At 74.8% G+C, this 22,051-nt stretch carries 22 protein-coding genes; 12 read left to right on the top strand and 10 right to left on the bottom strand.

Annotation, left to right across the window (positions count from 1 at the left end; genetic code table 11):
* Positions 1-2 precede the first annotated feature (2 nt).
* The 6 genes from mug to AB0H57_RS18430 form a co-directional block, all read right to left on the bottom strand.
* Positions 3-569 (bottom strand): G/U mismatch-specific DNA glycosylase, encoded by a 567-nt coding sequence (mug, locus tag AB0H57_RS18405; protein ID WP_357507921.1) that lies wholly within the window; start codon positions 567-569, stop codon positions 3-5.
* Between the two features lie 194 nt (positions 570-763).
* On the bottom strand, positions 764-1,525 hold the full coding sequence (locus AB0H57_RS18410; protein WP_357507876.1) for an SDR family oxidoreductase: 762 nt from the start codon (positions 1,523-1,525) through the stop codon (positions 764-766).
* A 62-nt stretch (positions 1,526-1,587) separates the two neighbouring features.
* Positions 1,588-2,043 (bottom strand): hypothetical protein, encoded by a 456-nt coding sequence (locus AB0H57_RS18415; protein ID WP_357507878.1) that lies wholly within the window; start codon positions 2,041-2,043, stop codon positions 1,588-1,590.
* Positions 2,040-2,864 carry a DUF692 domain-containing protein gene (locus AB0H57_RS18420; protein WP_357507880.1) on the bottom strand — a complete coding sequence of 275 codons (825 nt, stop codon included), beginning with the start codon at positions 2,862-2,864 and terminating at the stop codon, positions 2,040-2,042. The genes AB0H57_RS18415 and AB0H57_RS18420 overlap by 4 nt, the downstream gene beginning before the upstream one ends.
* A complete protein-coding gene (locus AB0H57_RS18425; RefSeq protein WP_357507882.1) occupies positions 2,861-3,769 on the bottom strand; it encodes a TIGR04222 domain-containing membrane protein in 909 nt (302 codons plus the stop codon). The genes AB0H57_RS18420 and AB0H57_RS18425 overlap by 4 nt, the downstream gene beginning before the upstream one ends.
* Positions 3,770-3,884: 115 nt before the next feature.
* The gene (locus tag AB0H57_RS18430) at positions 3,885-4,457 is read right to left on the bottom strand and encodes a helix-turn-helix domain-containing protein (protein WP_357507884.1); all 573 of its coding nucleotides are present in this window, start codon (positions 4,455-4,457) and stop codon (positions 3,885-3,887) included.
* Between the two features lie 121 nt (positions 4,458-4,578).
* Here AB0H57_RS18430 and AB0H57_RS18435 point away from each other — a divergent pair, with 121 nt between their 5' ends.
* From AB0H57_RS18435 to AB0H57_RS18445, 3 genes are all read left to right on the top strand, one after another.
* Positions 4,579-5,460 (top strand): carbon-nitrogen hydrolase family protein, encoded by an 882-nt coding sequence (locus AB0H57_RS18435; protein WP_357507886.1) that lies wholly within the window; start codon positions 4,579-4,581, stop codon positions 5,458-5,460.
* Between the two features lie 55 nt (positions 5,461-5,515).
* The gene (locus AB0H57_RS18440) at positions 5,516-6,160 is read left to right on the top strand and encodes an HAD family hydrolase (RefSeq protein WP_357507888.1); all 645 of its coding nucleotides are present in this window, start codon (positions 5,516-5,518) and stop codon (positions 6,158-6,160) included.
* Positions 6,161-6,345: 185 nt separating this feature from the next.
* Complete coding sequence (locus AB0H57_RS18445; protein WP_357507890.1) at positions 6,346-7,302, top strand: RIO1 family regulatory kinase/ATPase; 957 nt, start codon at positions 6,346-6,348, stop codon at positions 7,300-7,302.
* A 115-nt stretch (positions 7,303-7,417) separates the two neighbouring features.
* On the opposite strand, the gene AB0H57_RS18450 is transcribed toward AB0H57_RS18445, so the two are convergent.
* The gene (locus AB0H57_RS18450) at positions 7,418-7,666 is read right to left on the bottom strand and encodes a DUF2630 family protein (protein ID WP_357507892.1); all 249 of its coding nucleotides are present in this window, start codon (positions 7,664-7,666) and stop codon (positions 7,418-7,420) included.
* Between the two features lie 633 nt (positions 7,667-8,299).
* Between AB0H57_RS18450 and AB0H57_RS18455 the strand changes: the two genes are divergently transcribed.
* The 7 genes from AB0H57_RS18455 to AB0H57_RS18485 all read left to right on the top strand — a co-directional run bounded on the left by AB0H57_RS18455 (position 8,300) and on the right by AB0H57_RS18485 (position 16,331).
* Complete coding sequence (locus AB0H57_RS18455) at positions 8,300-9,640, top strand: cytochrome P450 (RefSeq protein WP_357507924.1); 1,341 nt, start codon at positions 8,300-8,302, stop codon at positions 9,638-9,640.
* Positions 9,641-9,720: 80 nt separating this feature from the next.
* A complete protein-coding gene (locus AB0H57_RS18460; RefSeq protein ID WP_357507926.1) occupies positions 9,721-10,554 on the top strand; it encodes a terpene synthase family protein in 834 nt (277 codons plus the stop codon).
* A complete protein-coding gene (locus AB0H57_RS18465) occupies positions 10,551-12,179 on the top strand; it encodes a prenyltransferase/squalene oxidase repeat-containing protein (RefSeq protein ID WP_357507894.1) in 1,629 nt (542 codons plus the stop codon). The genes AB0H57_RS18460 and AB0H57_RS18465 overlap by 4 nt, the downstream gene beginning before the upstream one ends.
* A gap of 177 nt (positions 12,180-12,356) precedes the next feature.
* Positions 12,357-14,846: a nitrate- and nitrite sensing domain-containing protein gene (locus AB0H57_RS18470; RefSeq protein ID WP_357507895.1), complete on the top strand. Its 2,490-nt coding sequence runs from the start codon at positions 12,357-12,359 to the stop codon at positions 14,844-14,846.
* 81 nt (positions 14,847-14,927) lie between these two features.
* Entirely contained in the window at positions 14,928-15,359 is a 432-nt protein-coding gene (locus AB0H57_RS18475; RefSeq protein WP_357507897.1) for a roadblock/LC7 domain-containing protein, read from the top strand.
* Entirely contained in the window at positions 15,356-15,742 is a 387-nt protein-coding gene (locus AB0H57_RS18480) for a DUF742 domain-containing protein (protein WP_357507899.1), read from the top strand. The genes AB0H57_RS18475 and AB0H57_RS18480 overlap by 4 nt, the downstream gene beginning before the upstream one ends.
* Complete coding sequence (locus AB0H57_RS18485) at positions 15,723-16,331, top strand: ATP/GTP-binding protein (RefSeq protein WP_357507901.1); 609 nt, start codon at positions 15,723-15,725, stop codon at positions 16,329-16,331. Before AB0H57_RS18480 ends, AB0H57_RS18485 begins: the two co-directional genes overlap by 20 nt.
* 26 nt (positions 16,332-16,357) lie before the next feature.
* Here the strand turns inward: AB0H57_RS18485 and AB0H57_RS18490 are convergent, their stop codons facing one another.
* Both AB0H57_RS18490 and AB0H57_RS18495 read right to left on the bottom strand, forming a co-directional pair.
* A complete protein-coding gene (locus AB0H57_RS18490; RefSeq protein WP_357507903.1) occupies positions 16,358-17,443 on the bottom strand; it encodes a winged helix DNA-binding domain-containing protein in 1,086 nt (361 codons plus the stop codon).
* 139 nt (positions 17,444-17,582) lie between these two features.
* On the bottom strand, positions 17,583-20,435 hold the full coding sequence (locus tag AB0H57_RS18495) for an aconitate hydratase (RefSeq protein WP_357507905.1): 2,853 nt from the start codon (positions 20,433-20,435) through the stop codon (positions 17,583-17,585).
* A 155-nt stretch (positions 20,436-20,590) separates the two neighbouring features.
* Between AB0H57_RS18495 and AB0H57_RS18500 the strand changes: the two genes are divergently transcribed.
* Both AB0H57_RS18500 and AB0H57_RS18505 read left to right on the top strand, forming a co-directional pair.
* On the top strand, positions 20,591-20,953 hold the full coding sequence (locus AB0H57_RS18500; protein ID WP_357507907.1) for a VOC family protein: 363 nt from the start codon (positions 20,591-20,593) through the stop codon (positions 20,951-20,953).
* Positions 20,954-21,013: 60 nt separating this feature from the next.
* Positions 21,014-21,670: a DedA family protein gene (locus tag AB0H57_RS18505; RefSeq protein ID WP_357507909.1), complete on the top strand. Its 657-nt coding sequence runs from the start codon at positions 21,014-21,016 to the stop codon at positions 21,668-21,670.
* 61 nt (positions 21,671-21,731) lie between these two features.
* Here AB0H57_RS18505 and AB0H57_RS18510 read toward each other — a convergent pair.
* On the bottom strand, positions 21,732-22,051 hold a 320-nt coding region (locus AB0H57_RS18510; protein WP_357507911.1), incomplete at its 5' end, for a C39 family peptidase.

Here is a 22,051-nt window from a genome sequence, read left to right on the forward strand (position 1 = left end):
GCTCAGGGTTCGGCCCGGACCGCGGCGTGCAGTTCGGCGAAGGCGGCGCCCAGCGTCTCCGGGGTGAAATGGGCGTTCAGCCCGCTCGGGTTGGGCAGCACCCACACCCGCGAGCCGCCCAGCGGCTCCGGCTGCCGCCCGAACGTCGCCTTCGGCCGGACGAAGCCGATCCGGTACGCGGTCACCCCGACCACTGCCACCCAGCGGGGACGGTACCGCTCGACCTTCCCGGCGAGGATCCGCACCCCGGCCACCAGCTCCGCAGCGGTCAACTCGTCCGCGCGGGCGCTGGCCCGGGCGACCACGTTGGTGACGCCCAGCCCGTAGCCGGGCAACCGGTCCTGCTCGGCGGGGTGCAGCAGGCGCGGGGTGAACCCGCCGCGGTGCAGGGCCGGCCAGAACCGATTGCCGGGGCGGGCGAAGTGCCAGCCGGTCGCGGCCGACCACAGCCCCGGGTTGATGCCGACGAAGAGCACGTCCAGGCCGGGTGCGATGACGTCCGGGATGGTCCGGTCCCCGGCGGCGGCCAGGTCCTCCCGGGTGGGCCGGGGATACCGCGCCACCGGCAGCTCGCGCGGCGGGCCGCCCTCGGCGTCGCCGGGCCCGCGCCGCGACGGCGGTGCTCCGGCGGCGCCGGTGCCGCGTCGGGGCGGCTCCGCCGCCGGTCCCGCGCCGTCGCGCCGGCCGGGCTCGGGCCCGGTGCCGCCCCGGCCCCGGCCCGGGGGGCGGCCGGCCGGTCCCGGGCCGCCCGGCTCCCGGCCGGTCACAGGCCGCGCAGCAAGCCGCCGTCGACCGGCAGGGTGATGCCGGTCAGGTAGCTCGCCGCCGGTGAAAGCACGAACGCCGCGACCTTGCCGAACTCCGCCGGCTCGCCGATCCGGCGCAGCGGGATCGCCGCCTCCGCCTCGGCCCGCGCCCGGTCCGCGTCCCCGCCGGCGGCGAAGAGCGCCCGGTTGCGGTCGGTCAGGATCCGCCCGGGCAGCAGCCCCACCACCCGCACGCCGCGCGGGCCGTACTCGTCGGCGATGTCCTTGGCCACGCCGGCCAGGCCGGGCCGCAGGCCGTTGGAGATGCCCAGCCCGGGCAGGGGGCTGCGCGCCGAGGTGGAGAGCACCAGGGCGATCGCGCCGCCGTCGGTCAGCGCGGCGGCCACCGTACGCGCGGTGCGGACGCTGCCCAGGAAGATCGTCTCGAAGGACTCCCGCCACTGCTCGTCGGTCGCCTGCGCGGCCGTGCCGGGGGGTGGGCCGCCGACCGACACGAGCGCGCCGTCGAGCCGGCCGAAGTGCTCCCGGGCGGCGGCGACCAGCCGGCCCGGGGTCTGCGGGTCGGTCAGGTCGGCGGTCAGCCCGATCGCCCGCGCCGGGCCGCCCAGCGCCGTCACCGCCGCGGCCACCTGCTCGGGGGCGCGGGCGGAGAGCACCACCCGGGCGCCGTCGGCGACCAGCTGCTCGGCGGTGGCGAAGCCGAGGCCGCGGGAGGCACCGGTCAGCACGTACACCCGGTCGGCGAGTCCGAGATCCATGTCGTCGATCCTGCCGCACCCCGGCGGGGCCTGCCACCTCCGGGGCCGGTGGGGCGTACCGGTCAGCGCCGGGCCGGGCGGAGCAGGCGTACCCGGCCGGCGAGCTGCACCGCGACGGCGCCGCCGGCCCGGGCCACGGCCGGCAGCCGGCGCGGCCGGGGCGTCTGCCGCCCGTCGTAGCGGGCGGCGGCCTCCCGCATCGCCAGTTCCTCGGCGGCCACCGGCGGCAGCGCGTCCCGCTCGCGCAGCGTGCGGGCCAGGTCCCAGCCGTCGCGCAGCGACCCGTTGCCGGGGCGGCCGGCCGCCCAGCCGGCGAAGGCGGCCGGCCAGTCGGCGCCGAGGCCGGCGGCGAGCAACGGCCAGTGCCGGGCCACCTCGCCGCCGCGCTTGCGCAGCAGGGCGCGGCGGGCCGCCTCGACCGGCCCGGCGGCGAACCCGGGCGGCAGCGGGCCGCCGGCCACCAGCGCCGAGACCAACGCCGCCTGCCGGTCGGCCAGCTCGTGATTGGTGCCGGTCATGTGACCGCCGGGAAGCCGGAGGCGGCGGCGAGGGCGTCGAGTTCGGCGCGCAGCTCGGCGGCGGGCGGGTAGTGCCCGTCCCGTTCCAGCAGCAGCGCGGGCGGTCGCCGCCGGGCGCACAGCGCACCGACCAGCTCCAGCACGGCCGCCGGCACCGGATCGGTGTGCGTGTCGTGGTACCGGCCGGCCTGCTCGGCGCCGCCGGCCACGTGCGCGTAGGCGACCCGGTCCAGCGGCAGTCGGTCGAGCAGGGCGAGCGGGTCGGTACCGCGGTTGCGCGCGTTGGCGTACACGTTGGCAACGTCGAGCAGCAGGTACGCGTCGGTGGCGGCGAGGATCTCGGTGAGGAAGTCGGCCTCGTCCAGCTCGTCGTCGGGCCAGTCGAAGAGCGCGGCGATCGGCTCCAGCGCGATCGGCACCGGCAGCTCGGCGCGGACCCGGCGCACGTTCGCCGCCACCGCGGCCACCGCCGCCCGGGTGCGCGGCAGCGGGAGCAGGTGCCCGGCCTCCAGGCCGCCGGCCCGGACGAAGGCGATGTGCTCGCTCACCAGCGGCGCGTCGACCAGCGCCGCGACCCGGGCCAGATGCGCGACGCGCGCCGGGTCGACCGGCTCCGCGCCGCCCAGGGAGAGCCGCACCCCGTGCGGTACGACGGTGACGCCGCGCCCGCGCAGCGCGGCGAGCCCGTCCGGAAGCGGGCCGCCGGCGGGCAGCGCCTCGGCGACCGCCTCGACGAAGCGCAGCCCGGGCAGCTCGGCGACGAAGCCGGCGATCTCCGGCCGCCATCCGATGCCCAGCCCGGCCGGGCCGGTCGTGCTCATCCGCCGCACCCGCCCCCGCCGCACCCGCCTCCGCCGCCGCAGGAGCTGCCGCCGCCGCACGACGAGCCGCTGCCGCAGCCGCCGGACGAGCCACCGGAGTAGCCGCCCGAGGCGGCGGCCTGCCGCTGGATCTCGGCCTGCTCGGCGAAGCCGGGGTCCATCGCCCAGAGCGAGGCGGTGCCGAACAGCGCGATGCCCATCGCCGCGCCGGTGGCGCCGTAGGTGGCGTACGCCGGGTTCGACGCCGGGGCCAGGTAGGTGTGCCGGCGGCGCAGCTCGCGCAGCGCCCGGTCGGCGGCCCGGGTCCGCCACGGCACCCGGTTGAACACGACGGCGGCCACGATCAGCGCGGGCAGGGCGAGCAGCAGCCAGCCCACCGGTCGGTCGTTGCTCAGGCCGGCGAAGATCCGGAATGCGCCCAGCATGATCAGCGCGAAGATCAGGAACGGGCCGCGCCGCAGCGCCGTGCGCAGCGGCGGGGGCACGGCCAGGCCGCGCTGCTCCAGCCCGGTGCGCAGCTCCGCCAGCGCGCGGGTGACCCACTCGTCGGTGCGCAGCTCCCGGGTGTGCAGGTGCCGGTTCGCGGCGTGGTGGAGGGCCCGGTCCAGGGGTGTGGAGCCGGCCGGGGGCGGGCCGCTGGCGGTGAGCCGCCGGTCCGGTTGGACGTCGACGGTCCGGCTGCCGCGCAGGCCGCCGAGCGCGGTCCAGATCGCCAGCTGGTCGCCGCCGTTGAGGTAGGCCACCTGCTGCGGGCCGAGCTGCGCGTCGCCGACGACCGTGGTGCCGGCGAGGACCCGGCGCCGGTGCACCAGCGTGCCGATCACCAGCAGCGCCGCGACCAGCAGGTAGGCCCGGAGGAACGCCGGGCCGGAGATGCCCCAGGTGTCAGCCGCGAGAATCGTCAAGGTCTGCTCCTGTCGCGCGAGGGGACGCCACCATTGTGGAGTCGCCCCGCCACCGGGGATCCGGGGCGGGCGTCGAGTTACCGAGCCGAGACCTGGGGCCGGCGGCCGGGCCCGGTCAGCGCCGGCGGACGGCCTCCTCGACCAGGTCGAGCACCGGGCCGAGGTCGCCGGCGGGCCGGCCCATGGCCAGGTGCAGCACCAGGCCGTCGTAGGCCAGCTCCAGGAACTGGGCCAGCACGTCGATGGGTACGTCCTCGCGCAGCACCGCGGCGTCGCGCTGGCGCGCCAGGCGGTCCCGGGTGGCCTCGGCGATGGCGGCGGAGCGTTCCGCCCAGCGCTTGGCGAAGGCCGGGTCGGTCCGCAGCCGCCGGGACACCTCGAGCTGGCTGCCCAGCCAGCCGGTGGTGTCGGGGGAGACGGCCCGGGCCAGCAGGTCCCGCATGACCTGCACCAGACCGTTGCGGGCCACCGTCTCCACCATGGCGGCGGCGTCGTCCTCGGCGACGGCGAGGAAGAGCGAGTCCTTGTCCCGGAAGTGGTGGAAGATGGCGCCCCGGGACAGCCCGGTGGCCTCCTCGAGGCGGCGCACGGTGGCGCCCTCGTAGCCGTGCCGGGCGAAACAGGCCCGCGCCGCGCCGAGAATCTCCTGCCGGCGGGCGTCGAGCTGGTCCTGGCTTACTCTGGGCACGAGACGATCGTGGCAGGTCGGGGAGCGGTAGGCAAACCGTACGTACGGCTTGGGATGTCCCTCCGCCGGCCGCCGAGGGTCATGATCGTGGCGGCCGCCCGGACCCGGTTAGGATCGGCCGGTGACCGCATCCGAGGCCAGCCCGGCCGGCGCCGCCGCACCGCCCACCGCCCCGCTCGTGGTGGCCGCCGTCCAGGCCGAACCGACCCCCGGTGACCTCCCGGGCAACGCGCGCACCGCCGCCGACCTGACCCGCCGGGCCGCCGCGGCGGGGGCCCGGATCGCGGTGCTGCCCGAGCTGTTCCTGCCCGGGTACCATCCGCCGACGCTGGCCGCCGACCCGGCCGGGACCGACGTGGCGGCCGACGAGGCCGGGCTGGTGGCCGACCCGCGCCTCGACCCGCTGCGCGCCGCGGCCCGCGACAGTGGGGCGACCGTGGTGGTCGGCGCGGCGGTCCGCCACCCGGACCGGCGGCGGACCATCGCCGTGCTGGTCGTCGACCGGGCCGGCACGGTCACCGCGGCGTACCACAAGCAGCAGCTCTGGAGCGGGGAGCGGGACCTGTTCAGCCCCGGCGACCGGGGCGCCACCCTGGTCGTCGACGGCTGGCGGCTCGCCCTGGGCGTCTGTTACGACGGCTGCTTCCCGGAGCACGGCCGGGCGGCCGCCGCCGACGGCGCGCACGGCTACCTCTGCCCGTCCGGCTACCTCGTCGGCTCCGAGCACCGGCGCGACCTCTACTACGCCGCCCGCGCCCTGGACAACACCATGTACGTCGTCTTCGCCAACGCGGTCGGCGGCACGCGACCGTGGCGGTTCAACGGCGGGGCCGCCGTCTACGACCCGCAGGGCCGCCCGCTGGCCCGCGGCGCCGACACCGGCCCGGACGTGCTCGTGACCGCCTGCGATCCGGGCGTGCTGGCCGACACCCGGGCGGCCCACACCATGCTGGCCGACCGGCTGCCCGACCAGGGCGCCCGCCGCACCACTCTGACGGGCTGACCCGCGCCGGTCGCCGGCCCTGTCGGCCGGGCGAGCCGTCCCGTAGGGTTTCCCGGTGCCGCTGCTCCTGCTGGACCTGGACAACACGCTGCTCGACCGCGACGGGTCGTTCCGTGCCTGGGCGGAGCGGTTCCTGGCCGGCGTCGGCGCACCCCCGGCCGACCTGGACTGGCTGCTCTCCATCGACGCGGACGGGCTCACCGACCGGTGGGACGTGGCCGACGCGATCCGCGACCGGTACGCCCTGCGCGTGCCCTCCATCGACCTGGTCGAGGAGCTGACCGACGGGGTGGACGCGCGCTGTCGGCTGGATCCGCTGGTCGCCTGCGCGCTGCGGATCGTCAAGGACGCCGGCTGGGTGCCGGTGGTGGTCAGCAACGGCCCGGCCCGCCAGCACGACGCCAAGATCAGGCGGACCGGCCTGGACCGTTACGTCGCCGACTGGGTGATCTCCGAGGAGGCCGGGGTGAGCAAGCCCAACCCCCGCATCTTCGCCCTGGCCGCCCAGCGGGCCCGGCTGCCGCTGCGGGGCGCCTGGGTGATCGGCGACGGCCCGGAGGCGGACATCGGTGGCGCGACCGCCGCCGGCCTGCCCAGCGTCTGGTTGCACCGGGGGCGCACCTGGTCCGACGAGCGGTTCGCCCCCACCCGCACCGCCGACGGGCTGATCGCCGCCGTCGCCACCGTGCTCGCCGGCTGACCGCCGGTGCTCCGTCCGCACCGCCGGTAAATCGCTTGCGCCGGCCGATCGTGGGGTCGAGCATGGTGCGGCGCGAGCGCGTACCCCGGGCATCGCCCGGTCGAGGAGAGGAGGTCGGTAATGGCCGTCTTCGCAGGGTCGTTCCACCTGCCTTCACCAGCCTCGACCAAGGGATCACCGACGCAGTGCGCGATCATGACTTCGCGGCGCCAGAGCGCCGTAACCGCGGCAAGGGCCGCTTCGACGACGACGAACCACGCTTCCTGAAGCGCGGCCGGGCGGCGACGCCCGCGCCGCTGGAATCCACCCTCGAACTCGACGCCGGGGACGCCGAACCGCACCCGGACGAGGGGGACCCCTGGTCCTCCTGGGACGCGGCCGAGCACGGCCCGGAACCGTACCCGGACTGGCTGGTCACCGACCTGGCCGCCCGGGACACCGAGCTCGGCGTGCTCAAGACCGGCAAGGAGGCGGACGTCCACCTGGTCCGCCGGGCGGTGCCGGACACCGGCCGGTCGTGCCTGCTGGCCGTCAAGCGTTACCGGGACCCGCAGCACCGGCTGTTCCACCGGGACGCCGGCTACCTGGAGGGGCGGCGGGTCCGCCGGTCCCGCGAGATGCGGGCGATGGCCGGGCGGACCGCCTTCGGCCGGCAGATGATCGCCGGTCAGTGGGCGGCGGCGGAGTTCGCCGCGCTCGCCCGGCTCTGGCGGATCGGGGCCGAGTACGGCAGCATCGCCGTGCCGTACCCCGTCCAGTTGCTCGGCACCGAGCTGATGCTGGAGTTCGTGGGGGACCCGGAAGGGGGTACGGCCGCGCCGCGGCTGGCCCAGCTCCGCCCCACCCCGCAGGAGCTGCGTGGGCTCTGGCGGCAGCTGGTCGACGCCCTGGTGGTGCTCGCCCGGGCCGGGTACGCCCACGGCGACCTCTCGCCGTACAACCTGCTGGTGCACGACGGGCGGCTGGTGATCATCGACCTGCCCCAGGTGGTCGACGTGGTGGCCAACCCGCAGGGCCCGGAGTTCCTGGCCCGGGACGTCCGGGTGGTCGCGACCTGGTTCGCGGCCCGTGGGATGCCGGCGGAGCGTACGGACCCGGTCGCGCTGACCGAGCTGCTGCTGCGGGAGGCGGGGGTGCGCTGACCCGGGTGCCGGTGGCGGCCGCCGATCCGGGCCGCCACCCGCCCCTGGGTGGGGCGCCGGGCGGAGTCCCGCCCGGCGCGGCCGGTCCTGCCGAGCCGCGCCGGCGGGGTGGGCGTCACTGGAGGTAGCGCTCGACCTCCGGGCGGGGGCGCTCGCCCTGGGCGTCCGGGTCGCCGTGTGCCTGCCGGGCCGCCCGTCGGCGGCGCAGCAGGTCCCAGCACTGGTCCAGCGACTCCTCCAGCTCACGCAGCCGGGCCTTCGCCTCGTCGTCGGTGCCGACCTCGTGTTCCTGGGCCGAGGCGCGGAGCCGGTGCTCCTCGTCGACCAGGTCGGAGATGCGGCTCAGGATGGTCTTGTCGTCCATGACCCTGAGCCTGGCACAGACCGCCGGTACGCGCCCGGATACCCGCGCCGTGGCGGGCACCAGCGCCGTGGCGGGCACCACGCCGGGGCCGGCCGGCGCGGGGCACGGCGGTGACCTCCCGACCCGAACGGCTCGGGGGTGTCACCCGCACCGCTCCGGGGTTGCGGTGCCGGCGTGCGTCCGTGCGCGGGCGTCCGGCCGCGCGCCGGACCGGTGTGGGCCGGAGGCGCGTCGGGCTGGGGTCGGCGCGGTGGGGGACGTCGGGTCGGCGTCCGACCCTGCCGCGCCGTGGCGGCCGAGCCCTCGCGGGCCGCCAGCTCGGGGTGACTGCCGGGGCCCCCTCCGATACCGAAAGCGTTAGCAGCGGCCCCCTCCTAACCTCCGGAAGTCCTCCGTGGAGTGATTGTCACCACGGGATCCTTTATGGCCGAGCATTCCCACAGGCAGAATTTCCTTCGCCTTCCCTTCCCTCGTGACGGTGCTGGATGGCATGCTCGGCACCATCGTGACGCTGGACAGCGGTTCGATGACTGTCCGTCACCACGAGGGGCGGCCGACCGAAAAGGAGCCGACGTGCCGGACGCGATGGCCAAACTCGACTCCGCTGGCTCACCGACCCGGGGCGCGCACGCCGTGCCCCTGTTCCGCACGTTGCCGGGCCTGCTGCGTGACCCGCTGCGCGAGCTGGTCCGGTTGGCGGACGCGGCCCCCGGCCAGGTGGTCCGGCTGAACCTGGGGACGCTGCGGCCGTACCTGGTGACGGAGCCGTCCCACGTGCAGCAGGTGCTGCGCGACAACGCGGCCAACTACGTCCGCGGCGGCGACAACCTGCTCTGGCGGCCGGTACGCCGGCTCACCGGCGAGGGCATCATGTCCGACGGGCCACCGTGGCAGGACAGCCGGACCCGGATGCAGCCGCACTTCACCGCGAAGCGGATCGACGGCCTGGTGGACTCCATGAGTCACGCCGTGAGCGCCGCCGTGGACGAGTTCGAGGAGCCGGCCCGCGCCGGCCGATGGCTGGACGCCGGGGTCGAGCTGGGCCGGGTCATCTGCCGGGCGATCAGCAGCGTCTTCTTCGCCGACCGGGTGTCGACGGCCGACCAGTTGCGGATCGTGGCCGCCCAGGACCGGATCGTCACGGCGCTGCGCGGGCGGCTGCTGCTGCCGTTCGTGCCGGACGTCGTCCCGGTCCCGGGCGACAGGGCCCTGCGCCGGGCCGTCGAGGTGGTCGACTCGATCATGCTGCCGCTGGTGCGGGCGGAACGGGAGCAGCCGCGCGACGGCGACGACCTGCTGGCCACCCTCACCCGGGCCCGGGACTCCGACGGGCGCCCGCTGGACGAGCGGCGGGTCCGCGACGACGTCGTGTCGATGTTCGCCACCGCCACCGAGACCACCTACGCGGTGCTGACCTGGCTCTGGCCCATCCTGGACGCCCATCCCCAGGTCGCCGAGCGCCTCTATGCCGAGCTGGACGAGGTGGTGGGCCCGGATGAGGTGATCAGCCGGGACCAGCTCAGCCGGCTCACCTACACCCGGATGGTGCTCGACGAACTGCTGCGGATGTATCCGGCGGGCTGGCTCGTACCCCGCAGCGCGGTGGCGGACGACGACATCGGCGGCGCCCGCGTCAAGGCGGGCGACCTCGTCGTCGTCAGCTCGTACGTCACCCAGCGGCTGGCCCGCCACTGGGCCCGCCCGGAGGTCTTCGACCCCGACCGGTTCGGCGCCGACCAGCCGCGCCGCAGCCACCGGTACGCGTACTTCCCCTTCGGGGGCGGGCCGCACCAGTGCCTCGGCATGTACCTGTTCCACCTGGAGGCCCCGCTGGTGGTCGCCACGATCCTCAGCCGCTACCGGTTCCGGCTGCGCGAGCGGGGCATGCCGCCGAAACAGCTGGCGGCGACCCTGCGGCCCGGCCGCGCGGTGATGGTGACCCTGACCCGGGTGCAGCGGCGGGGGCGCGGGTGATCCCGGCACCGGCCCAGGACCGCCGCGAGCGGGACCAGCTGTACGACGCCCAGGAGCAGGGCCGGGTGTGCGGCCTGGCGATGCGCGGGCAGCGTGACCTGCAGGCCCAGGCGGCGGTCCACCCGGCGCTGTTCCCGGCCGACCCGTTCGACCCGATGCTGTTCGCCAACATCTCGCTGGCCATCGCCTTCGGCGCCCCCTGGTGCACCGCCGAGCAGTTACGGGCCGCCAACCGGATCGTCCTGTGGGGCTTCGCCCTCGACTGGCTGATCGACCACCGGGCCGGCTCGCGGGACGAGGTCGACGATCTCGTGGCGCGCTGCCTGGCGGTGGCCGATGGTGAACCGCCCGCCGCCGGCGACCACCTCGGCGGGTACCTGGCCGCGGTGCAGGCGGAGCTGGACACGGTGCCGGCCTTCGCCGCCCACCGTCCGCTGTGGCGGGACTGCCTGCGGGCCACGGTCGAGGCGATGGCGCGGGAATGGTCCTGGAAGGACGCCTGGCGCGTCGGCGGCCGGTCGGCCCTGCCGGACCTCGACGACTACCTCGCCAACGCGGACAACCACGCCTGCACCATCGTCAACATCGGGCACTGGCTCTACACCGGCGACGAGGCGACGCTGGCCCACCTGGACGAGCTGGTCGCGGTGAGCAACGAGGTGCAGCGGGCGCTGCGCCTCGTCAACGACCTCGGCACCTACGAGCGCGACCTGCGCTGGGGCGACCTGAACGCCATCCTGCTGGTCGAGGACGAGGCGCAGGTGCGGGACCGGCTCGCGGCGCTGGTGGCCGACTGCCGGCGCCGGCTCGTCCCGCTGCGGTCGAGCTGCCCGCGCGAGGCGGACTACCTGGCCCGGCAGATCGGGTTCAGCAGCGGCTTCTACCAACTGGCCGACTTCTGGGGGATGTCGTGACGGCGGCACCGCCGGCCGTGCCGGGCCTCGCCGGGGGCGGAGCGGACCAGCGCGAGGCCGGCGCGGTCCGGGTCGGGGCCGGTGCGGCGGGCCGGGCGCCCGCCCCGGCGGCCGACCCGCGCGCCGCCGCGCACGAGCTGGTCGCCGCGATGGCCGCCCGCCCCGCCGGCTCGGTCTCACCCTCGGTGTACGAGACGGCCCGGGTGGTCAGCGACGCCCCCTGGCTGGCCGGCCACGTCGAGCGGCTGCGGTACCTGCTGGCCGCCCAACGGCCCGACGGCGCCTGGGGCGCCCCCGGCGGGTACGCCCTCGTGCCGACCGCCAGCGCGGTGGAGGCGCTGCTGCGGTCCCGGCGGTGGCCGGGCCCCGACGCCGCCGAGGTCGCGCGGGCCGCGACGCGGGGGCTGGCGGCGCTGCGCGACCGGCTGCTCGTCGCCGACGAGCCCGTGCCGGACACCCCCGGGGTCGACCTGATCCTGCCCGAGCTGCTCGACCGGATCGCCGCGCTGCTCGCCGACGGCGGGGAGTCGGGGCCGTCCGCCGCGCTGCCGCTGCCGCCCGGCATGACCCGCCGCCGGTGCGCGGCGGTCGGCGCGCTGCTGGCCGCCGGCCGGCCGGTCCCGGAGAAGCTGTGGCACGCGTTCGAGGCGCTGGCCGTGGACGCCCGGGCGGGCGCCGCGGTCCGTCCGGTCTGCGGTGCGGTCGGCGCGTCGCCCGCCGCCACCGCCGCCTGGCTCGACGACCGGGCCGACCCGGACGTGGACCGAGCCGCGCTCGACTACCTGATCCGCGCCGCGGGGGCGCAGGACGGGCCGGTGCCGTGCACGACACCGATCACCGTCTTCGAGCGGGCCTGGGTGCTGGCGAGCCTGGTCCGGGTCGGCGCGGCCCGCGACGTACCCGAGCAGTTGCTCACCGAGCTGGCCGCCGCGATCGGGCCGACCGGCGCGGCCACCTCGCCCGGCCTGCCCACGGATGCCGACACCACCTCCGTGGCCCTCTACGCGCTGGCCCGGCTCGGCCGGCCGGTGGCCCCCGACAGCCTGCGGGAGTACGACACCGGCGCCCACTTCTGCACCTGGCGGGGCGAGGACGGCAGCTCGGTCACCACCAACGCCCATGTGCTGGAGGCGCTGGGCTGGCATGGCCGGCACGCCCGGTCGCCGGAGCACGCCGCGGCGGCGCAGCGGGTGGCGGGGTGGCTCCTCGACGGTCAACTGCCCGACGGCAGCTGGACGGACCGGTGGCACGCCTCGGCGTACTACGCGACCGCCAGCGTCGCGGTGAGCCTGGCCGGGTACGCCCCGGCCGTGGCGCGGCGGGCGGTCGACCGGGCCGTCGACTGGGTGCTCGCCAGCCAGCGCGCCGACGGGTCGTGGGGGCGGTGGGGCGGCACGGCCGAGGAGACCGCGTACGCCCTGCACGTGCTGCTCGGCACCGGGCGGTCGGACCGCCCCGGCGTGGACGTCGCGGTGCGCCGGGCCGTCGGCTTCCTCGACGAGGACCCCGGCACCGACACGCCACTGTGGCACGACAAGGACCTCTACCACCCGGTGCTGATCGTGCGCGCCGCCGTGGTCGCCGCGCGGCAGCTGGTCCGTACGGCCGGGTACCCGGCGCGGTGAGCCTCTCTTGTGGTCGGACGGGTCACCGGCCCGCCCCGCTGTCCGGGATGGACACCGGCCATGATCAGGACTGCTTGAGCGATCCCCCGGACACTGCTACCGTGCGCCGGGTCGGTCGACGCGTATGCGGCTACCGCTGGCCGGTCAATCAGTAACTCCCCGCCAGGGATGGTTGTGATGAGTTCCCGCAGTTCGAATCTGCGCCGGAAAGTCGTGGCACTGCTCGCCTCCCTCGTGGCGCTGTGGGCGTTCGCGGCCTGGGTGACCCTCCGCGAAGGCGCCAACCTGCTGTGGGTGCAGATGCTCGACAGTCAGGTGGCGCAGCCGGGCGAGCCGCTGGTGCTGGAGTTGCAGGCCGAGCGGCGGGCCTCCGCCGCCTTCCTGGGTGGCGCCGGTGGGTCGCAGCGCGCCGAGCTGACCGAGCAGTGGCAGCGAACGACGCAGGTCGCCGGCACCTTCCGGGAGTCGGTGGACGACTGGCGGGTGGACCTCGCGGCCAGCGCGGACAGCCAGGAGCAGATCAACTCGGTCGTCACCGGGCTGGACCGGCTGGAGACGGTTCGCGAGCAGGTCGGCGCCCGCCAGGTCGACCGCACCGAGGCCGCTCGGGCCTACACCGACCTGATCGACTCGGTCCTGCGGATGTACGGCTCCCTGGCCCAGCTGGACGACGTGGAGCTCGCCCGGGAGACCTCCTCGCTGATCGAGCTGGTCCGGGTGCGCGAGCTCATGTCGCAGGAGGACGCCCTGCTGACCGGGGTGCTCGCCGCCGGTCGGATGACCCCCGCCGAGAACGCGGCCTTCGCGCGTACCGTCGGTGCCCAGCGCTACCTGGACAGCCAGGCGCGGGCCGGCCTGTCCGACGCCGACCGCAAGGGCTACGAGCAGCTGCTCGCCGGCGACACGTACACGGCCTTCCGTGGCCTGGAGGACCGGGTGGTGCTCGCCGCCCGGTCGTCGACGACGCCGCAGGTGACGGCGGAGCAGTGGCGCGCGGCGGTCGACCGGGTGGTCGAGGAGCAGCAGCGGTTCATCCTGGACGCCGGTGACAACCTCGTCGACCGGGCCCTGCCCGTCGCGGTCGGCGTCATCCTCCGGCTGGTGCTCGCCGCCGGTCTCGGTCTGCTCGCCGTCATCGCCTCGGTCATCGTCTCGATCACCACGGCGCGAACCGTGCTCGGCCAGTTGGAGCGGTTGCGGGAGGCGGCGTTCCAACTGGCCAACGAGCGGCTGCCCGGGGTGGTGGAACGGCTCGGCCACGGCGAGGAGGTCGACGTCGCCAAGGAGGCCCCGCCGCTGGAGTTCGGCGACGACGAGATCGGGCAGGTGGGCAAGGCGTTCAACGTCGTGCAGGAGACCGCCCTGCGTACCGCGGTCGAGCAGGCCGAGCTGCGGCGCAACGTCCGGGAGGTCTTCCTCAGCCTGGCCCGGCGCACCCAGGCGCTGGTGCACCGGCAGCTCACCCTGCTGGACGCGATGGAACGGCGGGAGCAGGACGCGGAGGAGCTGGAGGACCTCTTCCGGGTCGACCACCTGGCCACCCGGATGCGGCGCAACGCCGAGAACCTGATCGTGCTCTCCGGCTCGACGCCCGGCCGGGCCTGGCGACGCAAGGTGCCGATGGTCGACGTGATCCGGGGCGCGGTCGGCGAGGTCGAGGACTACACCCGGGTCAACGTGCTGCCGCTCGGCCGGGTGTCGCTGGCCGGCCGGGCGGTGGGTGACGTCATCCACCTGCTGGCCGAGCTGATCGAGAACGGCCTGTCCTTCTCGCCGCCGCACACCACCGTCGAGGTGCGCGGCCAGCTGGTCGCGGCCGGCTTCGCGATCGAGATCGAGGACCGCGGGCTGGGCATGACCGAGGAGGACCTGGCCGCCGCCAACCACCGCATCGTGGACCGCTCCGAGCTGAACCTCGCCAACGCGGCCCGCCTCGGCCTGTACGTGGTGAGCCGGCTGACCGAGCGGCACGGCGTCCGGGTCCGGCTGAAGGAGTCGCCGTACGGCGGCACCACCGCCGTGGTGCTGATCCCGCTGGAGCTGGTCACCGTGGACGACGCCGACCCGAACACCTCGGGCGGGTTCCCGGTCGGAACGGCGGACACCCCGGCGTTGGCGGCGGGGGAGGCGCAGCCGGCGGCTCCGGCGACCGTCGAGCGGCCCGCCGCGCCGGTGACGTTGACGCAGGCCCGGGACGCGTCCGCGGTCCCGGCGCCCGGTCCGGTGCCGCCCCGGCCGGCCGCCGGAGCGGCGAAGGAGGCGCCGGTGGAGGAACCGGAGAGCCTGCCCACCCGGGTCCGGGGCGCGGGCGCGCCGCCACCCGACGCCGCGCCGGCCCGCACCGCGCCGGTCGCCGCCGCGGGGGCCGTCCTGCCGGTCACCGACCGTCCGCAGGCGGCCGCCGAGGCCGCGCAGACCGACTCGGGTCTGCCGGTACGCGTACGGCAGGCGCACATCGCCCCCGAACTGCGCGCCGAACCGGCCGCTGACACCGACGGCGAGGACGACGAGGCGGCGCGACCGCCGGAGCAGGTGCGCCGCATGATGAGCTCCTACCAGACCGGTACCCGGCGCGGTCGGACCGACGCGGCGCGGCTGATCGGCGGCGCCACCACCGGGACGCGCGGTGGGACCGCCCCGGAGGCCGGCGGCGAGCAGGCGACCTGAGCGGCAACGGCGCGCGCCCGCGCGCCGGCCGCATGCTCCAGATGGACACGGCGACACCAGCCGAGAAGAAGAGGACGACGAGTGGCGCAGAAGACGGCTTCGAGTGCCGACCTGACGTGGTTGCTGGATGATCTGGTGGGCCGGGTGAAGCAGGCCGAACACGCTGTCGCCCTTTCCACGGACGGCCTGCTGATGGCCGCGTCCCAGGGGCTGAGCCGGGACGACGGCGAGCATCTGGCGGCGATGGCGGCGGGCATCCAGAGCCTGGCTCGGGGCGCGGGCAAGCGGTTCGGCGGCGGCCAGGTGCAGCAGACCATCATCGAGATGCAGTCGTCGTTCCTCTTCGTGACCGCTGCCGGGCGCAACGCGTGCCTGGCGGTGCTCGCCTCCGAGGACGCCGATGTCGGTCTCATCGCGTACGAGATGGCCATGTTGGTGACCCGGGTCGGCAAGTTCGTCGCCTCCCCGAATCGGGTGCCCGAACAGCCGACGGGGGAGAGCCAGCCGAGATGACGGCCAACGGGGAGCCCGCGGAGATCCAGTGGGTGGACGACCACGCCGGGCCGGTGGTGCGGCCGTACGCGGTCACCCGCGGCCGGGCGCGCCCGGTCACCGGCACGTTCGACCTGATCTCCCTGGTGTCGGCGACCCGTGGCGACGCGACGCCGGAGGCCGGGCTGGGCCCGGAGCATCTCGCCATCGTCGCTCTCTGCCAGCGGATCCAGTCCGTGGCGGAGGTGGCCGCCCACCTGGACCTGCCGGTGGGCACCATCCGGGTCCTCCTCGGTGACCTGGTGGCCCGCGATCTGGTGCAGGTCCGAGAGCCGCGCGCTACCGCCGGCGTTCCTGACGACAGTGTTTTCGAGGCGGTTATCAATGGACTACGGGCACTCTGAGCGGCCGGCGGGCGCGGCGCCGCTGCCCACCGCGATCAAGATCTTGATCGCCGGTGGCTTCGGCGTCGGCAAGACGACCATGGTCGGCGCGGTGAGCGAGACCCGCCCGCTGCGCACCGAGGAGGTGCTGACCGAGAGCGGGGTCGGCATCGACGACCTGTCCGGGGTGGAGGGTAAGGCCACCACCACCGTGGCGATGGACTTCGGCCGGATCACCATCAGCGACGACCTGGTGCTCTACCTGTTCGGTACGCCCGGGCAGGACCGCTTCTGGTTCGTCTGGGACGAGCTGGCGCTGGGCGCGATCGGCGCGGTGGTGCTGGCGGACACCCGGCGGCTGGCGGACTGCTTCCCGTCGATCGACTACTTCGAGGGCCGGGGCACGCCGTTCGTGGTGGCGGTGAACTGTTTCGAGGGCGCCAGGCAGTTCCGGCTCGACGAAATGCAGGCGGCGCTGAACCTCGACCCGGGGGTGCCGGTGCTGCTCTGCGACGCCCGCCGGCGGGAGTCCAGCAAGGAGGTGCTCATCACGCTGATGGAGCACGCCATGAAGACCCGGGAGGCCCGGCGCCGCGCCGGCACCGACTGACCGGCCGGTCGTCCACCGGCCGGTCGTCAACCGTCGACGTCGACCCCGGCGAGCACGACCGATCGGTACGCGGCGAGGCGTTCGGCCTGCTCGACGACCGCCCGGCGCCGGCTCTCGGGCAGCTTCGCCCAGGGCCGGACGGTGACGGTCAGCCGGCTGCCGGACTTGCGCGGGCGCCAGGTGCCGACCAGCTCGCCGTCGACCAGGACGGCGCCGGGGCGGCCCAGCACCGGCCACAGCTCCTTGGCGTGCGCCGCGTCCGGCACCAGGGTCGCCCGGTCCCGGGCCTGGAGGAAGAGGTCGAACGGGCCGAGCAGGCGGGTCGCCGGGGCGTCGGCCGAGGCCAGTGCCGGCTGGTCGGCGGCCAGCAGTGAGCGCGCCTCGCCGTCGACCGTCACCTCGACCACGTCCTGCGGCCAGCGCGCCTTGACCTCCTTGACCGGGGCGTCGAGATAGCCGGCGACGTCTTTGGGGGTGGCCGGGCCGAGCAGTCGGAGGTATGCCCGGATCAGGTCGAACCGGTCGTCGGGCGCGTCGGCCTTGCGGAAGCCGGGGATGCGCTCCAGCACCGGCGGCGACGTGCCGGGCCGCAGCTCCAGACCGGCCCGCAGGGCGGCCAGCCGGAACGGCATCTCGTAGAGGTGGGTCGCCTGGCACGGCCGGCAGAACCGCAGATAGGGCTCGGGCAGCGCCTGCGCCAGGCGGCCGGAGACCTCGCCCTTGACCGTCGGCCTCGTGACGACGGCCCGCAGCTGCGCGGCCACCTGGTCGAGGGCGGTCAGGACGCCGATGCCGGCGGCTTTCAACGGCTTCGCCGCGTCGTGGATGCGCTTGCCCGCGTCGGCGTCGGACCACGGCTCGACCGCGGCGGCCACCCGCCCCACGTCGGCCCGCCGGTAGAGGTGCGGCGCGCCGCGCACGGTCCAGAGCAGGACCAGGTCGTCGGCCGCCGCGGTCGCGGCGACCCCGCGTAGCGCCAGCGCCCAGCCGGCGCCGTCCGGGCCGGTGTCCTGCACGCCGATGTCGAGCACGGCGGTGTCCGCCGGCCTGCCCTCGGCCCGGGTGAGCTGCTGGGCCCGGGCGCGGAAGGCGAGCACCTGACGTCGATGCACCTGACGTCGATGCACCTGACGTCGATCGACCACCCGGTCACCCTACGCCGCACCCCCGACAACCGTGGCGCAGCCACAAGAAACGCCACAGGGCCCCGCCCCGCTGCTCGCGGGAGGGGGCCCTAGAAACGGTACGGCGTCAGCCGGCGATCATGCGACGCAGCACGTACTGCAGGATGCCGCCGTGCCGGTAGTAGTCCGCCTCACCGGGGGTGTCGATGCGGACCACCGCGTCGAACTCCACGCCGGTGTCGGTGGTGACCTTGACCGTACGCGGGGTCTCGCCGTCGTTCAGCGCGGTGACGCCGCTGATCGAGAACGTCTCCGTGCCGCTCAGGCCCAGCGACTCGGCGGTCTCGCCGACCGGGAACTGCAGCGGCAGCACGCCCATGCCGATCAGGTTCGAGCGGTGGATCCGCTCGTACGACTCGGCGATGACCGCCTTGACGCCGAGCAGCATGGTGCCCTTGGCCGCCCAGTCGCGGGACGAGCCGGAGCCGTACTCCTTGCCGGCGAGGATGACCAGCGGAACGCCGGCCTCCTGGTAGGCCATCGAGGCGTCGTAGATCGAGGTCTGCTCGCCGGTCAGGTGGTTGACCGTGACGCCGCCCTCCACCCCCGGGACCAGCTGGTTGCGCAGCCGGATGTTGGCGAAGGTGCCCCGGATCATCACCTCGTGGTTGCCCCGGCGGGAACCGTACGAGTTGAACTCGTGCCGGGCGACGCCGTGTTCGGCCAGGTACCGGCCGGCGGGGGAGTCGGCCTTGATCGAGCCGGCCGGGGAGATGTGGTCGGTGGTCACCGAGTCGCCCAGCTTGGCCAGCACCCGAGCGTCGGCGATGTCCCGCACCGGCCGCGGGTCCTTGGCCATCCCCTCGAAGTACGGGGGCTTGCGCACGTAGGTGGACTCGCCGTCCCAGGCGAAGGTGTCGCCGGTCGGGGTGGGCAGCGACTGCCAGCGCTCGTCACCGGCGAACACGTCGGCGTACGCCGCGCTGAACCCGGTGGCGCCGATCGCGGAGGCGATGACGTCCTGGATCTCGGCGCTGTTCGGCCAGATGTCGCGCAGGAAGACCGGGTTGCCCTCGGTGTCCTCGCCGATCGGCTCGTTGGCCAGGTCGATGTCCATGGTGCCGGCCAGCGCGTACGCGACCACCAGCGGCGGGGACGCCAGGTAGTTCATCTTGACGTCCGGGTTGATCCGGCCCTCGAAGTTCCGGTTGCCGGAGAGCACCGAGACGACGGCGAGGTCGCTCTCGTTCACCGCGGCGGAGACCTCCTCCGGCAGCGGGCCGGAGTTGCCGATGCAGGTGGTGCAGCCGTAGCCGACCAGGTTGAAGCCGAGCTTCTCCAGGTAGGGCGTGAGGCCGGCGCGCTCGTAGTAGTCCATGACGACCTTGGAGCCCGGGGCCAGGGTGGTCTTCACCCAGGGCTTGCGGGCCAGGCCCTTGTCGACCGCGTTGCGGGCCAGCAGCGCGGCGCCGATCATCACCTGCGGGTTCGAGGTGTTGGTGCAGGAGGTGATCGCGGCGATCACCACGGCGCCGTGGTCCAGCTCGTACTCGATGCCGTCGGCGCTGGTCACCCGGACCGGGTTGGTGGCCCGGCCGCCGGCGCCGGCGGCGGCGGTCTCCAGGTCGCGCGGCTCGTCGGCCGGGTCGCTGTAGTCGTTGGCCGGTGGGTCGCTGGCCGGGAAGGACTCGGCGCTGGCCTCGTCGGCCGGGCCGTTGGCCCCCCGGGGCAGCTGCTCGCGGGCGACGCCGGGCTTCAGCTCGCGCTCACCGGTGGCGCCGTCGGCCACGTAGTCGGTCAGCGCCGAGCGGAACAGCGTCTTGGCGGCGCCCAGCGGCACCCGGTCCTGCGGGCGCTTCGGGCCCGCGAGGGACGGCTCGATGGTGCTCAGGTCCAGCTCGAGGCGCTCGGAGTACGCCGGCTCGTGGTTCGGGTCGTGCCAGAGACCCTGCTCCTTGGCGTACGCCTCGACCAGCGCGACCTGCTGCGGGTCGCGGCCGGTCAGCTCCAGGTAACGGACGGTCTCGGCGTCGATCGGGAAGATCGCCACGGTGGAGCCGTACTCCGGCGACATGTTGCCGATGGTCGCCCGGTTGGCCAGCGGCACGGCGCTCACGCCGGGGCCGTAGAACTCGACGAACTTGCCGACCACGCCGTGCTTGCGCAGCATCTCGGTGATGGTGAGGACCAGGTCGGTGGCGGTGGTGCCGGCCGGCATCTCGCCGTGCAGCTTGAAGCCGACCACCCGCGGGATCAGCATGCTGACCGGCTGGCCGAGCATCGCGGCCTCGGCCTCGATGCCACCGACGCCCCAGCCCAGCACGCCCAGGCCGTTGACCATGGTGGTGTGCGAGTCGGTGCCGACCACCGTGTCCGGGTACGCCTGGCCGCCCCGCTCCATGATCGTGCGGGCCAGGTACTCGATGTTGACCTGGTGCACGATGCCGGTGCCCGGCGGGACCACCTTGAACTCGTTGAACGCGCTCTGGCCCCAGCGCAGGAACTGGTAGCGCTCCTTGTTGCGCTCGTACTCCAGCTCGACGTTGCGCTCGAAGGCGTCCGCGCGGCCGAACAGGTCGGCGATGACGGAGTGGTCGATGACCAGTTCGGCGGGGGCGAGCGGGTTCACCTTGGTGGCGTCGCCGCCGAGGTCGCGGACGGCCTCGCGCATGGTGGCCAGGTCGACGACGCACGGCACACCGGTGAAGTCCTGCATCAGCACCCGGGCCGGGGTGAACTGGATCTCCACGCTGGGGTCGGCGGTGGGGTCCCACGCGCCGAGCTGCTGGATGTGGTCGGCGGTGATGTTCGCGCCGTCCTCAGTCCGCAGCAGGTTCTCCAGCAGGATCTTCAAGCTGTAGGGCAGCCGGTCGTGGCCCTCCACCTTGTCGATCTTGAAAATCTCGTAGCTCGCGTCTCCGACGCGTAGCTGGGTCTTCGCACCGAAGGTGTCGAGGCTCGCCACGTCGTACTCCTTCACACCAGCGACCGTGAGTAGTCCTGAGCAGTCTGTCGCACCGGCGGGGGCGTTGCCGTGCTTAGGCAACACTTACCTGCGTCGGGCTCTACAAAACCGTACGTCCGTCTTGCTATTCACGCAACCTCGTGCCACGGTTCGGGACGAGGAGGTGCCACATGATCCATCACGTCCTGCTCGCCTGCCCACGTGGCTCCGAGGATCTCTCCCGCTCCTTCTACGTCGGCCTGCTCGGCATGACCGAGAAGCCCAAGCCGCCGGCCCTCGCCGCCCGCGGTGGTTGCTGGTTCACCGGGTACGACGCCGAACTGCACCTCGGCGTCGAGGACGACTTCCGCCCGGCCCGCAAGGCGCACCCCGCGCTGCTCCGCCCGGACCTCGACGCGCTCGCCGCCCGGCTGGCCGCCGCCGGTCACCCCGTCACCTGGGGTGACGAGGAGGTCCCCGGCATGCGCCGGTTCCACACCCACGATCCGCACGGCAACCGCCTGGAGTTCCTCGCCCCGGTGACCGCCCGCTGACGGGGAGATTCCGCCGCCCGCCGCCGGGTAGGGTTCGAGGTCGGACCGGAAGGGGTGGGCGTGGTCGACGTACAGCACTGGCTCTCCGCGCTGCCGCCCGGCGTGGTCTACCTGATCGTCGCCGGGGTGATCGGCGTGGAGAGCATGGGCGTCCCGCTGCCGGGCGAGATCGTCCTGGTCAGCTCGGCGCTGCTCGCCGCGACCGGGGTGGTCGAACCGGAGTGGGTGGCCACCGCCGCGGCGTTCGGCGCCATCGTCGGCGACTCGGTCGGGTACGCGGTGGGCCGGCGCGGCGGGCGTCCGCTGCTCGCCCGGCTCGGCCGGCGCTTCCCCCGGCACCTCGGCCCGGCGCAACTCGCCCGCGCCGAGCAGAGTTTCGCCCGGTACGGCGTGTGGGCGGTCTTCTTCGGCCGGTTCGTGGCCCTGCTGCGCATCCTCGCCGGTCCGCTCGCCGGTGCGCTGCACGTGCCGTACCGCCGGTTCCTGCTGGCGAACGCGGCCGGCGGCCTGGTCTGGGCCTTCGGCACGACCTATCTGCTCTACAGCGTGGGCCGGGCCGCCGAGCACTGGCTCAAGGACATCTCCTGGGCCGGCCTGGTCGTTGCGGTGCTCGCTGGCGTGGCCAGCACCTGGTGGCTACGCCGGCGCGCCCACCGGGTGGCTGCGGTCGACACCGCCGGCGAGGCCGAGCCGGTCCGCGCCGGCACCGACCGCTGACCCGGCGCGCACAGACGCGAAAGGGCCCGACCCCGTAGCGGGGTCGGGCCCTTCGTCATGCTCAGGCGGTGTAGCCGCGGGTGGCGATCCAGTCGGCGAGGTTGTCGACGCTGATTCGGTAGGAGGCGGTGTTCGGGTTGGCGGAGTCGGCGATGGTGACGGTCTTGCCGCCGTCCTTGTAGCCGACGACGCTGATGTAGTGGCCGCCCTCGAAGCTGTGGGTGTTGCCGTCGGTGTCGGTGGCGGTGCCGGCGATGTTGGCGACCACGGCGCGGCCGTCGTCGACGGTGCGGACGATGTCGGTGCGCAGCTTGTCGGTCTGCTTGTCGTCGGCGTTGCCGGACTTGATCTCGACCGACTTGTAGACGTCCTTGCCGGTCT

This window comes from Micromonospora sp. NPDC050686, from assembly GCF_040654475.1.
Taxonomy (GTDB): Bacteria; Actinomycetota; Actinomycetes; order Mycobacteriales; family Micromonosporaceae; genus Micromonospora.